Below are 13,339 nucleotides of genomic sequence, written 5' to 3' on the forward strand. Positions count from 1 at the left end.
GGGTGGGGATACGGTTGCGGGGTGACGGTTCCGGCCCTGGTGGCGTTGGACGGTGCGGCGCTCGACCCGGGGGTGCTCGCGGGACGGGCCGTGCTCGTCGTCAACGTGGCGTCGCGGTGCGGGCACACCCCGCAGTACGCCGGTCTGCAGCGGTTGCACGAGCGCTTCGCCGACCGCGGGTTCACCGTGCTCGGCGTGCCGTGCAACCAGTTCGCCGGGGAGGAGCCGGGCACCCCGGCCGAGATCGCCGAGTTCTGCGCGACGACCTACGGGGTGACGTTCCCCCTCACCGAGAAGGTCGAGGTGAACGGCAAGCGCCGGCACCCGCTGTACGCCAGGCTGGTGCGGGCGCGCGATGACGACGGCGAGGCCGGCGACGTCGCATGGAACTTCGAGAAGTTCCTCCTGGCACCCGACGGCACCGTCGTCGGCCGGTTCCGGCCGGGCGTCGAGCCGGAGAGCTGGGAGATCGTGGAGGCGATCGAGGCCGTCCTGCCCGGGGCGTAGGTTGGCGATCATGTCTCTGCTCGGCACCGACCTGACCGCTCTCGACGGCGAGCCGCTCGACCCCGCCGTCCTCGAGGGCAAGGCCGTCCTCGTCGTCAACGTGGCGTCACGCTGCGGGCTGACCCCGCAGTACACCGGTCTGGAGAACCTGCAGCAGCGGTTCGGCGGGCAGGGCTTCACGGTGCTCGGCGTGCCGTGCAACCAGTTCGCCGGACAGGAGCCGGGGACGGCGGCGGAGATCGGCACGTTCTGCTCGTCGACCTACGGCGTCACGTTCCCGCTGACCGCGAAGACCGACGTCAACGGCGACGGTCGGCACCCGCTCTACCAGCGGCTCACCGCGTACCCCGACGCGGCGGGCCAGGCCGGTGACGTGCAATGGAACTTCGAGAAGTTCCTGGTCAGCCCCGATGGCCGCGTCGTCGGACGGTTCCGTCCGCGCACGGAGCCGGACGCCGACGAGATCGTCGACGCCATCGCGGCGGTGCTGCCCGGCTGAGTGTCGGCGCAGCGTCGTAGGCTCAATTCCGTGAAGGTCGTCGTGCTGGTCGGCGGGGTCGGCGGTGCCCGGTTCCTGCTCGGGGTCAAGGCCGCGCTGGGGTTGCCCGCGGTCGGGCCCGGAACTGGTGATCACGAGATCACCGCGGTCGTCAACGTCGGGGACGACATCTGGCTGCACGGGCTACGCGTCTGTCCCGACCTCGACACGTGCATGTACACCCTCGGCGGCGGGATCGACCCCGATCGCGGCTGGGGCCGGGCCGGGGAGACCTGGGCGGTGCGCGACGAGCTGGAGGCCTACGGCGCCGACCCGACCTGGTTCGGGCTGGGTGACCGTGACCTCGCCACTCACCTGGTGCGCACCCGGATGCTGCGGGCCGGCTACCCGCTGTCGCAGGTCACCGAGGCGCTGTGCCACCGCTGGCAGCCCGGGGTGCGGCTGCTGCCCGTCACCGACGACCGGGTGGAGACCCACGTCGTGATCGACGATCCGGATGCGGAGCCGGGCTCGTCCGCGCGCAAGGCGATCCACTTCCAGGAGTGGTGGGTGCGCCACCAGGCCAAGCCGACGCCGCACCGGTTCGCGTCGGTCGGTGCCGACGAGGCCGGGGTGCTGCCCGAGGTGCGCGACGCCATCGAGGGCGCCGACGCGATCCTCGTCGCGCCGTCGAACCCGGTGGTGAGCATCGGGACCATGATCACCGTTCCGGGTATGGCGCAGGCCCTGGTCGGGACCAAGTCGAAGATCGTCGGGCTGTCGCCGATCGTGGGCGGGCAGCCGTTGCGCGGCATGGCCGACGTGTGCCTGTCGGCGATCGGTGTGGAGACCACCGCGGAGGCGGTCGGCCGGCACTACGGCGGCCGTGGTGAGGGCGGGCTGCTCGATGGCTGGCTCGTGCACACCGGCGACACCGCCGAGCTGCCCGGGGCCGAGGTGCGCTCGGTGCCGTTGCTGATGACCGACGTCGACGCCACCGCGGAGATGGCCCGCCAGGCGCTGGAGCTCGCCGGGGCCGGGGTTGGCTGAGGCGCCGGTGGCACCGGTGGGGGACCACGCCGCACCGGACGGCCTGCAGGTGCTCCCCGTCCGGGGGCTGCCCGAGTTCCGTCCCGGCGACGACCTGGCCGCCGCCCTGGCCCGGGCGATGCCGTGGCTGGCCGACGGCGACGTCGTCGTGGTCACCAGCAAGATCGTGTCCAAGGCGGAGGGCCGGCTGGTCCCGGCGCCCGCCGATCCGGAGGAGCGCGACGCGCTGCGCCGCCGGCTGGTCGAGTCCGAGACCGAGCGGGTGCTCGCCCGCCGCGGGAGGACGCTGATCGTCGCGAGCAAGCTCGGCCTGGTGCAGGCGGCCGCGGGTATCGACGCGTCCAACGTCCGCCGCGACGAGCTGGCGCTGCTGCCCGCCGACCCCGACGCGAGCGCCGAGCGCCTGCGCGGTGCGCTCAAGATGCTGCTCGGTGTCGACGTCGCGGTGGTCATCACCGACACGATGGGCCGCACCTGGCGGGTGGGCCAGACCGACGTCGCCATCGGGGCGGCCGGCATGACCGTGCTGCACCGCTACGGCGGTGCGGTCGACGCCGAGGGCAACGAGCTGGTCGTCACCGAGGTCGCGCTGGCCGACGAGGTGGCGGCCGCGGCCGACCTGGCCAAGGGCAAGCTCGGCGGGCTCCCGGTCGCGGTGGTGCGTGGGTTGCTGATCGCCGACGACGGTTCGGGCGCCCGCGACCTGGTCCGTCCGCTGGACGAGGACATGTTCTGGCTCGGCACCGACGAGGCGATCGCCCGGGGCCGCCGTCAGGCCGTCCTCATGCGGCGCAGCTCCCGGGTGTTCGCCGACGAGCCCGTCGACGCCGACGCGCTGCGCCGCGCGGTGGGGGTCGCGCTCACCGCCCCGGCGCCGCACCACAGCACGCCGTTCCGCTTCGGCTGGGTGCGAGACCCGGCCCGGCGCACCGCGCTGCTGGACGCGATGACCACCCGCTGGCGCGCCGACCTGGAGGCCGACGGCCGCCCGGCCGACGAGGTCGCCCGCCGGCTGGCCCGCGGCGACCTGCTGCGCCGGGCCCCCGAGTTGGTGCTGGCCTTCCGCACCGGCGACGGCGCCCACGACTATCCCGACGCGAAGCGCACCGCGGCGGAGCGGGACATGTTCACCGTGGCCGGTGGGGCGGCGGTGCAGTCACTGCTCGTCGCGCTCGCTGCGGAGGGGCTGGGCTCGTGCTGGGTCGGGTCCACGATCTTCGCGCCGGACGTGGTGCGCGCCGAGCTCGGGCTGCCCGATGACTGGCAGCCGCTCGGGGCGATCGCCGTCGGTGTCCCGGCCGAGCCGCTCACCCCGCGCCCGCCGAAGGACCCGGCCGCAGGACTGCTGGAGTGGTGACGGCGTGGTAGCCCCGGCCGCGGCTGCGGCCGCACTGCGCGGATGGGCGGCGCCCGACGATGCCCAGCGGGCCCTGCAGCACGCGCTGCTCGCGTTTCTCGACGCGCGCCCGGACGACGCCTGTTCGCGGTCCTGCGAACCCGGGCACCTGACCGCCTCGGCGCTGGTCCTCGACGCGCCGGGGGAGCACACCCTGCTGACGCTGCATCCGAGGGTGGGCCGCTGGATCCAGCTCGGCGGGCACTGCGAGCCGGGCGACGCCACCCTGCGGGACGCGGCGTTGCGGGAGGCGACCGAGGAGTCCGGCATCGACGGCCTGGTCATCGACGAGCAGCCGCTGCACGTCGACGTCCACCCCGTGACGTGTTCCCTGGGCAAACCGACCCGGCACCTGGACGTCCGATACCTGGTGCGCGCGCCGGAGGGGGCGGTACCGCGGATCTCCGACGAGTCGGTGGACCTGCGCTGGTGGCCGGTGGACGCGCTACCCCCGGACAGCGACACCGTGCCGACGATGATCGCCGCGGCCCGGTCCCGGCTCGCGCGGGCCTGACCGACCCGATCAGCAGGCCCCGGAGCGGCACCCGGGCCGTCGGGTGCGGGTGGGTCAGCGCCAGAACAGCAGTTCGCTGTAGCCGGCGGTGGCGAGTACGGGGTTGCCGCCGATGAGGGCGAACACGAAGCCGCCCAGGTCGAACAGGAGCCGGGCGATGCCGGGCAGGCCGATGATCAGCAGGAACAGCACGATCGGGGCCCACGGCCGGACCTTCGCGGCGAGCTGCCGGGCGCCCTCGGACAGGTAGGGCTCGAGCACGCCGAACCCGTCGAGTCCGGGGACGGGCAGGATGTTCAGCACGAACGCCAGCACCTGGATGAGCGCGAGGCACGACAGCCCCACGGCGAGCCCGATCGGCATCGAGATCGTCGCCACCGAGAGGGTGAGCAGCGCGCCCAGCACCAGGTTGGTCGCGGGTCCGGCGAACGAGACCATGCTGCGCGCGAACCGGGAGCGGATCGCCCAGTGGTTGATCCAGACCGCGCCACCGGGCAGCGGGATGCCGCCGAGCAGCAGGAAGATCACCGGCAGCACGAAGGACAGCCCGAGGTCGGCGTAACGGCGGATGTCGAGGGTCAGGTAGCCCTTGTCCCGCACGGAGGTGTCACCGCCGCGGTAGGCGACGGCGGCGTGGCCGAACTCGTGCAGGCACAGCGACACGGCCCAGCCGCCGAGCACCAGCAGCACGACGCCCGCGGTCAGGGCGACCGACGAACGCGGAATCAGGCCAGCGAGGAGGAAGGCTTCGGTCCCGACGACGGTCAGCACTCCGCCGGCGACCGCCACCCCCAGGAGCAGCAGGAACCACGGGCTTATTCGGGCTGACACACCACGCACTTGACCATTCTGCCGAATGGGCGACCGACCGGGTGGAGTCCGTCACCCGGTCGGCAGCTCCCGCTTGCCAACCTTGAACCACAGCGTTGTACTTACGCCGGTGTCATTCGCCGGGGCGCGGGGAAGGTGGGCGGGTGAACGTGATCACTCAGACACTAACGCTTGTCGGGGCGACGGGCGGTGTCGACGCACCCAACTTGATCGATATGTTGGACGATCCGGGGGCGGCGACCGAGCAGGACTGGCAGGAACGGGCTCTGTGCGCCCAGACCGATCCCGAGGCGTTCTTCCCGGAGAAGGGCGGCTCGACGCGCGAGGCCAAGCGCATCTGCTCGGGCTGTGAGGTTCGCGCGGAGTGCTTGGAGTACGCGCTCGCGCAGGACGAGCGGTTCGGCATCTGGGGCGGGCTCTCCGAGCGGGAGCGCCGCCGACTGCGGCGCGCCGCGGGCTGAGCATCCGGCCGGGACGCGGGGCCCGGCAGGCCGCTCATCGGCGCTACGGGACGGGCCCGGATGCCCCCCGAACGGGGGAGCGTCCTGCCCGTTCCGGGCCGGAACGCCACCCGGCGTGCGCTGCCGCGTACCCGACGAGCGCAAGCCGGACCGGCCGATACGGCCGCGCGCGCTCGGGCCTGCGCGTGGATCCGACGACGCGCGTGATGGCGCACCCGCGGTGCAGAGCGTCAGCCAGGGACCGTGCGAGCAGCCGCAACGCGCGTGCGGTGCTGACGGCGGGGCTCGTCGGTGAGGTCGCTGCGGCGGCCGCGGCCGGCCGTCGTACCCGTTCGCCCGGCGGGCGCGCGCGGCACCTACTCCCGTTCGCCCGGCAGGCGCGTGGCGTTACTCGCCCCCGCCGTCCACGGCGTCGGGCTCGATGTTGAGGTACTCCGCCACCTGCTCCACCAGCACCTCGTGCAGCAGGTCCGCCAGATCGGCGCCGCCGCGCGCCCGGGCCTCGAGAGGCCTGCGGTAGAGCACGATCCGAGCCCGCGAGGGGAGCCCGTCCGGGCCGACCCCGGCCGGGACGAGTTGGGCCAGCGGTACCCCGACGTCGGCCAGCACACCCGTGCCCCACACGACGTCGTCCGGTGAGGTCTCGTCCACCTCGGGCACGTCGTCCACGGCGAGGTCGAGGTCGGCCAGCTCGGCCGCCCAGCGTTGCTCGATCGGCTCCAGGGCCTCCAGCACCATCGCGTCGAACTTCTCGGCGCGGGTCTTCGTGGCCGGGATCGAGGGCGGGTACAGCAACCCGCGCAGCCCGCGGCCCCGCCGGTCCCGCCGGCGGGGAGAGCGACGCCGGGTGCGGCGTGCGGTGGTCACCGGTGAATCGTACGACCGAAGGCTCCCCGAAGCGGTCGCGCGTCGTAGCCCTGGGTGGCGCCCTTCAGGCGCTATCGTCGGATCCGTGCTGAGCGTGCGGAGGTGTTCGCGGACTGGGTGCACCGAGCTCGCGGTGGCCACGCTCACCTACGTCTACGCGGACTCGACGGCGGTGGTGGGGCCGCTGGCCACCCAGGCGGAGCCCCACTCCTACGACCTGTGCACAGCGCACGCCCACCGGTTGACCGCACCGCGCGGGTGGGAGGTGGTGCGTTTCGAGGGCGAGTTCGCACCCCCGCAGCACACGAACGACGACCTGACCGCGCTGGCCGAGGCGGTGCGGGAGGCGGGCCGGGCCGACCGGCCGATCGAGGCCGCGCCGACCAGCGGCACCGGCCGGCGCGGGCACCTGCGGGTGCTGCCGGGCCCCACCGAGGGGTAGCTCGGCCCCCGCCGGGTGGCCCTGACCGATAAGGTCGGCGCCGTGCCAGACCTGTCCGCGATCGTGAAGGCCTACGACATCCGCGGTGTCGTCGGCGAGCAGCTCGACGCCGCGACGGTGCGCGACATCGGGGCGGCGCTGGCCCGGCTCCTGTCCGGCGAGGGCGCGACCACCGTGGTCGTCGGCCACGACATGCGCGACTCCTCGCCCGGTCTCGCCGCCGCGTTCGCCGAGGGGGTCACCGGCCAGGGCCTCGACGTCGTGAACATCGGTCTGGCGAGCACCGACATGCTCTACTTCGCCTCGGGCCGGCTCGACGTGCCGGGCGCGATGTTCACCGCCAGCCACAACCCCGCCCGGTACAACGGCATCAAGCTGTGCCGGGCCGGCGCCGCCCCGATCGGGCAGGACACGGGCCTGGCGCAGATCCGCGCCGCCGTGGAGGACGGCGTCCCGCCGGGAACGGCCGCCCCCGGCACCGTCACCGAGCAGGACATGCTCACCGACTACGCGGCCCACCTGCGCAGCCTGGTCGACCTGTCCGGCCTGCGCCCGCTGACGGTCGTGGTCGACAGTGGCAACGGCATGGGCGGCTACACCGTCCCCGAGGTCTTCGGCCCGCTGCCGCTGCAGGTCGTGCCGCTGTACTTCGAGCTCGACGGCACGTTCCCGAACCACGAGGCGAACCCGCTGGACCCGGCGAACCTGGTCGACCTGCAGAAGAACGTCGTCGCGGTGGGCGCGGACCTCGGGCTGGCCTTCGACGGCGACGCCGACCGCTGTTTCGTCGTCGACGAGCGGGGCGAGCCGGTCAGCCCGAGCGCGATCACCGCGCTGGTCGCCGTCCGCGAACTGGCCCGGGCCCGGGCGAACGGCGAGACCGACGCCGCAGTGATCCACAACCTGATCACCTCGCGGGCCGTGCCGGAGATCGTCACCGAGAACGGCGGCCGTCCGGTGCGCACCCGCGTGGGGCACTCGTTCATCAAACAGACGATGGCCGAGACCGGCGCCGTCTTCGGCGGGGAGCACTCGGCGCACTACTACTTCCGCGACTTCTGGCGCGCCGACTCCGGGATGCTGGCCGCTCTGCACGTCCTCGCCGCGCTCGGTGAGCAGGACGGTCCGCTCTCGGCGCTGATGGCCGACTACAGCCGTTACGCCGCCTCCGGCGAGATCAACTCGACGGTGCAGGACCAGGGCGGCCGGGTGGCGGCGGTCCGGGAGCGCTACGCCGGCCGTGACGGTGTCGAGTTCGACGAGCTGGACGGGCTCACCGTCCGGCTGCCGGACGGATCGTGGTTCAACCTGCGGGCCTCCAACACCGAGCCGCTGCTGCGGCTCAACGTCGAGGCCGCGGACGTTGACGCGGTCGCCGCGCTGCGCGACGACGTCCTGGGTGTCGTCCGGGCCTGATGCACCCGTCCGCGGGCCCGACGCACGCCCCGCGGGGTACCCGGACGGACCCGGCGGCGACCCGCTGCGCCTGGCAGCATCGCGGTACACCGCCGCCGCCGATCAACTCGTCAATGGAAAGAGGAGGACCGTGGCCGTTCAGCTCGACCCGCAGCTGCTGGAGATCCTGGCGTGTCCGTGCGACGAGCACGCCCCGCTCCTCGTCGGCGCGCCCGACGACCCGCAGGCCGACGTGCTGACCTGCACGTCGTGCGCCCGCCGGTTCCCCGTCGTCGACGGCATCCCGGTGCTGTTGCTGGATGAGGCACTGGATCCCAACGGTGGTGGGTGAATCGGTGCTCGACGACACCCTGCTGGCCGACCCGGGCGCGCTGGCCGCCATCGACACCGGTGGCGTGCTGCGTGCGGCGGCCACCGCCGGGGCCCAGGTCCGCTCCGCCGCCCAGGCCGCGCAGGAGGCCGGAGTCGCGGGGCTGGGCGGTCACCGCCCGCGGGCCCTGGTGCTGCTGCGCCGTCCGGGCGCGTCGGTCTCGGCCGCCGGCATCCTCGCCGCGCTGCTCGGGCCGGGCTGCCCGGTCCCGGTGGTGCTCGCCGACAGCGCGCCGGGCTGGATCGGCCCACTCGACGTCGTGCTGGCCCACACCGCCGACGCCACCGACGCCGAGCTGGCCGACAGCGTGGCCCGCTCCGTGCGGCGCGGCGCGGAGGTCGTCGTGTCGGCTCCCGGCGACGGTCCGGTGGCATCGGCCGGTGCCGGGCGGGTGCGCCTGGTCGAGCCGCGCATCCCGGTGCCGACGGGGCTGGATCTGCCCCGCGCGCTGGCCGTCGGACTCGTCACCGTGTCGGCCCTGGACCTGCTCGACCCTGTTCTGGACCCGGGCCTCGACGCGCTGGCCGACGAGCTCGACGCGGAGGCCGAGCGCAACCAGCCCGGTCACGAGCCGTTCATGAACCCGGCGAAGTCGCTGACCCTGCGACTGGCCGAGCACACACCGTTGCTGTGGGGTACCGACCCCCTCGCGGCCGCGGTCGCCGAGCACGCCGCGTGCGCGCTCGCGACGCACGCCGGGATCGTGGCGCACGCCTCGGACGTGGCCCGGGCCGTGACCGCGACCGGGCTGCTGCGCGCCCTGACGGCGGCCGCGGCCGGGAACGACATCTTCCGCGACCCGTTCGACGATCCGACCGCCGCCGCGGAGGCGCCGCCCCCGCGGCTCGTGCTGCTCGCGACCGGGGAGGACGACCCGGCACAGATCACCCTGCGCCGCACCGGTCGGAACTGGCCCGCCGCGGACCTGCTGCATCCGGTCGACGAGATCGCCCGCGGGACCCGGCACGCGGCGTTGCTGAGGGCGGCCGTGCTGGCCTCCCGGTTCGACGTCACGGCGGCATATCTGGGACTGGCCACCCGTACCATCGAGCCGGCCTGAGCCGGCCCCGACGAGGAGTACCGAGCACGGTGGAGCTGCTGGACAATCCAGTACGTCCCTACGCCTGGGGATCCCGGACGGTGATCGCGGAGCTCCTCGGCGAGCCGGTGCCCTCGCCGCACCCGCAGGCCGAGCTGTGGCTCGGGGCCCACCCGGCCGACTCGTCGCGTCTGGTACAGCCCGACGGACACACGATCTCCCTGCTCGACGCCGTCGCGGCCGAGCCGCAGCGGCTGCTGGGCAGCGACCGGGCCGGGCGCTGGGACGGGCGGCTCCCGTTCCTGCTCAAGGTGCTCGCCGCGGACGAGCCGCTGAGCCTGCAGGCCCACCCGAGCGCCGAGCAGGCGGCGAGCGGGTTCGAGCGCGAGAACGCCGCCGGGATACCGCTGGATGCCGCCGACCGCAACTACCGGGACGCCAGCCACAAGCCGGAGATCATCTGCGCGCTCACGGAGTTCCACGCCCTCGTCGGCTTCCGTGACGCGGTGACGAGTGTGCGCCTGCTGAGCGCGCTGGACGTGCCCGAGCTGGCGGCGTACACCGACCTGCTCGCCGCCCAGCCGGGGCCGGACGGCCTGCGAGCGCTGTTCACGACGTGGATCACCTTGCCGCAGTCGGTACTCGACGAGCTCGTGCCGGCGCTGCAGCGGGGGTCGATACGGCTGGCGGGCGCGGACGGCGAGTTCCAGGCCGAGGCCCGTACCGTTCTCGAGCTGTCCGAGCGCTACCCCGGCGACGCCGGGGTACTGGCCGCGCTGCTGCTCAACCGCATCGTCCTGCAGCCGGGCGAGGCGCTGTACCTGCCGGCGGGGAACCTGCACGCGTACCTGTCGGGTGCCGGGATCGAGCTGATGGCCAACTCCGATAACGTGCTGCGCGGCGGCCTGACCCCGAAGCACGTCGACGTCCCCGAACTGCTGCGGGTGCTCGACTTCGCGGCCGGCCCGCCGCCGGTGTGCACCGGCCGGACCGAGTGCGGTTGGGTCCGGTACGACACCCCCGCCGACGAGTTCCTGCTGCGACGCTGCGAGGTGGCCACGCGGCTGCCGGGCATCCGGGTGCCCGACGGCGGGCCACGGATCATGGTCTGCACCGGGGGCGCGGTGTGCCTGCGGGCGGGCGGACGGGCCGTGGGGCTGCGCCGGGGGCAGTCGTTGTTCCTGGCGGCGGCGGACCGCGGGATAGTCATCGAGTCGGCCGTCCCGGGTACCCAGCTCTTCCTGGCCAGCGACGGCCTGGGGGCCTGAGGCCGATCCCCGGAATGCGCCCGCGGGAGCGCGGGGCTCGGGGTGAGTCACTGCGGCTAGGGTCTCGCTCAGCAGCACCCGAAACGGCGAGGAGTACCCAGTGTCAGCGAGCGGTGGAACCAGAGCGATCATCGCGGCCCTGCTGGCCAACGCGGGTATCGCAGTGGCCAAGTTCATCGGATACCTCATCACCGGCTCGTCGTCGATGCTGGCCGAGGCGGTGCACTCCGTCGCCGACACCTCGAACCAGGGCCTGCTGCTGCTCGGTGGCAAGCGGGCGAAGCGCGCGGCGACGTCCGAGCACCCCTTCGGGTACGGCCGGGACCGGTACTTCTACTCCTTCGTCGTCGCCCTGCTGCTGTTCAGCCTCGGCTCGGTGTTCGCGATCTACGAGGGCGTCCACAAGCTGCAGCATCCCGAGCCGCTGACCACCCCGATCGTCGCGGTGATCATCCTGCTCGTCGCGATCGGTCTGGAGACCTTCTCCTTCCGCACGGCCATCCAGGAGTCCCGCCCGCTCAAGGGCAACGGCACCTGGTGGCAGTTCATCCGGCAGTCCAAGGTTCCGGAGCTGCCGGTGGTGCTGCTGGAGGACTTCGGGGCCCTGGTCGGCCTGATCCTGGCTCTCGGGGGCGTCGGGCTGACCGTGCTCACCGGCAACCCCGCCTGGGACGCGGTGGGCACGCTGTGCATCGGAGCCCTGCTCGGGGTCATCGCGATCATCCTGATCATCGAGATGAAGAGCCTGCTGATCGGTGAGGGCGCGGTAGCGCCGGTGCTCGCGAAGATCGTCGGGGAGCTCGAGGCAGACCCGCGGGTGCAGCGCGTGATCCACATCAGGACGCAGTACCTCGGCCCCGAGGAGCTGCTCGTCGCGGCCAAGATCGCGCTCACCCCGGGGCTGCCGCTCGAGGAGGTGGCGCGGGCCATCGACGACGCCGAGCGCAGGGTGCGCAAGGCCGTCCCGGACGCTCGGATCATCTATCTCGAGCCCGATCTCGAGCGCACGCCCGTCGCGAGCTGAGCGGCGGCCGGGCACCGGGTCGTCGCGGCGCGGGTGCCCCCAGCACTGGCTCCGTGGGGACGACCGTCGTACCGTCCCGGCATGACGGTCGGGGGCAGACAGGTCGGCATCATGCGGACCAAGTCGGTGGAGCAGTCCATTCAGGACACCGATGAGCCGGACACCAAGCTGCGCAAGGATTTGACGACCTGGGACCTCATCGTGTTCGGGGTTGCGGTCGTCGTGGGCGCGGGCATCTTCACGCTCGCGGCGAGCACCGCCGGGGAGCGGGCCGGGCCGTCGGTCTCGCTGGCCTTCGTGCTCGCCGCGATCGCGTGCGGGCTCGCGGCGTTGTGCTACGCCGAGTTCGCCTCGACGGTCCCGGTGGCCGGCAGCGCGTACACGTTCTCCTACGCGACGTTCGGTGAGTTCATCGCGTGGATCATCGGCTGGGATCTGGTGCTCGAGTTCGCGGTGGGCTCGGCGGTGGTGGCCAAGGGCTGGTCGGAGTACCTGCAGACGGTGTTCACCCAGTTCGGGCTGAACACGCAGACCGTGTTCGAGCTGGGTGCCCTGAGCCTGGACTGGGGGGCGTTGCTTCTCGTGATCGTGCTCGCCACCCTGCTCGCGCTGGGCACCAAGCTGTCCAGCCGGGTCAGCCTGATCTTCACCTCGATCAAGGTCGCCATCGTGCTGCTGGTCATCGTGGTGGGCATCGGCTACGTGAACACCGACAACTACAGCCCCTACATCCCGCCGGCGGCGCAGGGCGCCGAGGCGGAAGGGGGCATCAAGCAGTCGCTGCTGTCGCTGCTCGGCGGAGAGGGCAGCAGCACCTTCGGCATCTACGGACTGCTCGCCGCGGCGTCGATCGTGTTCTTCGCCTTCATCGGCTTCGACGTGGTGGCGACCACGGCCGAGGAGACGAAGAACCCGCAGAAGTCGCTGCCGCGCGGCATCCTGGGCTCGCTCGCGATCGTCACGGTGCTCTACGTGGCGGTCGCCCTCGTGCTCACCGGGATGGTGAGCTACACCCAGCTCGCCACGCAGCCCGACGGCACCCGGGCCACCCTGGCCACCGCGTTCGCCCAGCTCGGGGTGGACTGGGCGGCCACCGTGATCGCGATCGGTGCCCTCGCGGGTCTCACCACCGTGGTCATGGTGCTGATGCTCGGCCAGATCCGGGTGCTGTTCGCCATGTCGCGTGACGGGCTGCTGCCGCGCCCCCTGTCCCGCACCGGCGCCCACGGCACCCCGGTCAGGGCGACGTGGCTGGTCGGCGTCGTCGTCGCGATCGCCGCGACCTTCTTCCCGGCGGGCGAGCTGGAGCAGATGGTCAACATCGGCACCTTGTTCGCGTTCGTACTGGTGTCCGTCGGCGTGGTCATCCTGCGCCGGACCCGGCCGGACCTGCCCCGCAGCTTCCGGACCCCACTCGTCCCGCTGGTACCGATCCTGTCCGTGCTCGCCTGCCTGTGGCTGATGCTGAGCCTGTCGGTCGAGACCTGGCTTCGATTCGTGGTGTGGATGCTCGTCGGTGTCGCTGTGTACTTCCTCTACAGCCGTCGGCACTCCCGCCTCGGCCGGCGGATCGCCGTGGAGCGGGGGCAGGCCCCCGCCGACGCCTCGGGGTGATCGGAGCTTCCGGGTCCGTAGATGCCGTTGCGGTTATATAGCTGGCTCGGTATCTTCACTGC

The 13,339-nt window shown here is 72.9% G+C and carries 15 protein-coding genes; 13 read left to right on the top strand and 2 right to left on the bottom strand.

Annotated elements, in window-relative coordinates; all coding sequences use genetic code 11:
- Positions 1-36 precede the first annotated feature (36 nt).
- Genes HF519_RS18470 through HF519_RS18490 form a run of 5 tightly spaced genes read left to right on the top strand, consistent with a single transcriptional unit; the run spans position 37 to position 3,945 of the window.
- A complete protein-coding gene (locus HF519_RS18470) occupies positions 37-507 on the top strand; it encodes a glutathione peroxidase (RefSeq protein WP_211170224.1) in 471 nt (156 codons plus the stop codon).
- A 10-nt stretch (positions 508-517) separates the two neighbouring features.
- The gene (locus HF519_RS18475; protein WP_169414219.1) at positions 518-1,006 is read left to right on the top strand and encodes a glutathione peroxidase; all 489 of its coding nucleotides are present in this window, start codon (positions 518-520) and stop codon (positions 1,004-1,006) included.
- Positions 1,007-1,036: 30 nt separating this feature from the next.
- Positions 1,037-2,035 carry a 2-phospho-L-lactate transferase gene (cofD, locus tag HF519_RS18480; protein WP_169414220.1) on the top strand — a complete coding sequence of 333 codons (999 nt, stop codon included), beginning with the start codon at positions 1,037-1,039 and terminating at the stop codon, positions 2,033-2,035.
- A gap of 16 nt (positions 2,036-2,051) precedes the next feature.
- Positions 2,052-3,392, top strand: coding sequence for a coenzyme F420-0:L-glutamate ligase (locus tag HF519_RS18485; protein ID WP_169414241.1), 1,341 nt, complete (start codon positions 2,052-2,054; stop codon positions 3,390-3,392).
- 4 nt (positions 3,393-3,396) lie between these two features.
- Positions 3,397-3,945, top strand: a complete 549-nt coding sequence (locus HF519_RS18490) for an NUDIX hydrolase (protein WP_312860191.1) — start codon at positions 3,397-3,399, stop codon at positions 3,943-3,945.
- A gap of 54 nt (positions 3,946-3,999) precedes the next feature.
- On the opposite strand, the gene HF519_RS18495 is transcribed toward HF519_RS18490, so the two are convergent.
- Entirely contained in the window at positions 4,000-4,785 is a 786-nt protein-coding gene (locus HF519_RS18495) for a site-2 protease family protein (RefSeq protein ID WP_312860192.1), read from the bottom strand.
- Positions 4,786-4,991: 206 nt separating this feature from the next.
- On the opposite strand from HF519_RS18495, the gene HF519_RS18500 reads away from it, so the two are divergent.
- Positions 4,992-5,237, top strand: a complete 246-nt coding sequence (locus HF519_RS18500) for a WhiB family transcriptional regulator (RefSeq protein ID WP_169414243.1) — start codon at positions 4,992-4,994, stop codon at positions 5,235-5,237.
- Between the two features lie 387 nt (positions 5,238-5,624).
- Here the strand turns inward: HF519_RS18500 and HF519_RS18505 are convergent, their stop codons facing one another.
- A complete protein-coding gene (locus tag HF519_RS18505) occupies positions 5,625-6,104 on the bottom strand; it encodes a metallopeptidase family protein (protein ID WP_169414222.1) in 480 nt (159 codons plus the stop codon).
- Positions 6,105-6,198: 94 nt separating this feature from the next.
- On the opposite strand from HF519_RS18505, the gene HF519_RS18510 reads away from it, so the two are divergent.
- The 7 genes from HF519_RS18510 (at position 6,199) to HF519_RS18540 (ending at position 13,277) form a co-directional block, all read left to right on the top strand.
- Positions 6,199-6,546 (top strand): DUF3499 domain-containing protein, encoded by a 348-nt coding sequence (locus HF519_RS18510; RefSeq protein WP_312860194.1) that lies wholly within the window; start codon positions 6,199-6,201, stop codon positions 6,544-6,546.
- Positions 6,547-6,588: 42 nt separating this feature from the next.
- The gene (locus tag HF519_RS18515) at positions 6,589-7,962 is read left to right on the top strand and encodes a phosphomannomutase/phosphoglucomutase (RefSeq protein ID WP_169414224.1); all 1,374 of its coding nucleotides are present in this window, start codon (positions 6,589-6,591) and stop codon (positions 7,960-7,962) included.
- A 130-nt stretch (positions 7,963-8,092) separates the two neighbouring features.
- Entirely contained in the window at positions 8,093-8,293 is a 201-nt protein-coding gene (locus HF519_RS18520) for a Trm112 family protein (protein ID WP_169414225.1), read from the top strand.
- Complete coding sequence (locus HF519_RS18525) at positions 8,283-9,392, top strand: SIS domain-containing protein (RefSeq protein ID WP_312860193.1); 1,110 nt, start codon at positions 8,283-8,285, stop codon at positions 9,390-9,392. Before HF519_RS18520 ends, HF519_RS18525 begins: the two co-directional genes overlap by 11 nt.
- 29 nt (positions 9,393-9,421) lie before the next feature.
- The gene (gene manA, locus HF519_RS18530) at positions 9,422-10,639 is read left to right on the top strand and encodes a mannose-6-phosphate isomerase, class I (protein ID WP_169414226.1); all 1,218 of its coding nucleotides are present in this window, start codon (positions 9,422-9,424) and stop codon (positions 10,637-10,639) included.
- Between the two features lie 100 nt (positions 10,640-10,739).
- Positions 10,740-11,663 (top strand): cation diffusion facilitator family transporter, encoded by a 924-nt coding sequence (locus HF519_RS18535; protein ID WP_169414227.1) that lies wholly within the window; start codon positions 10,740-10,742, stop codon positions 11,661-11,663.
- An 81-nt stretch (positions 11,664-11,744) separates the two neighbouring features.
- Positions 11,745-13,277: an amino acid permease gene (locus tag HF519_RS18540; protein ID WP_169414228.1), complete on the top strand. Its 1,533-nt coding sequence runs from the start codon at positions 11,745-11,747 to the stop codon at positions 13,275-13,277.
- The last annotated feature ends 62 nt before the right edge of the window (positions 13,278-13,339 follow it).

Source organism: Pseudonocardia bannensis (genome assembly GCF_012911875.1).
Classification (GTDB): Bacteria; Actinomycetota; Actinomycetes; order Mycobacteriales; family Pseudonocardiaceae; genus Pseudonocardia; species Pseudonocardia bannensis.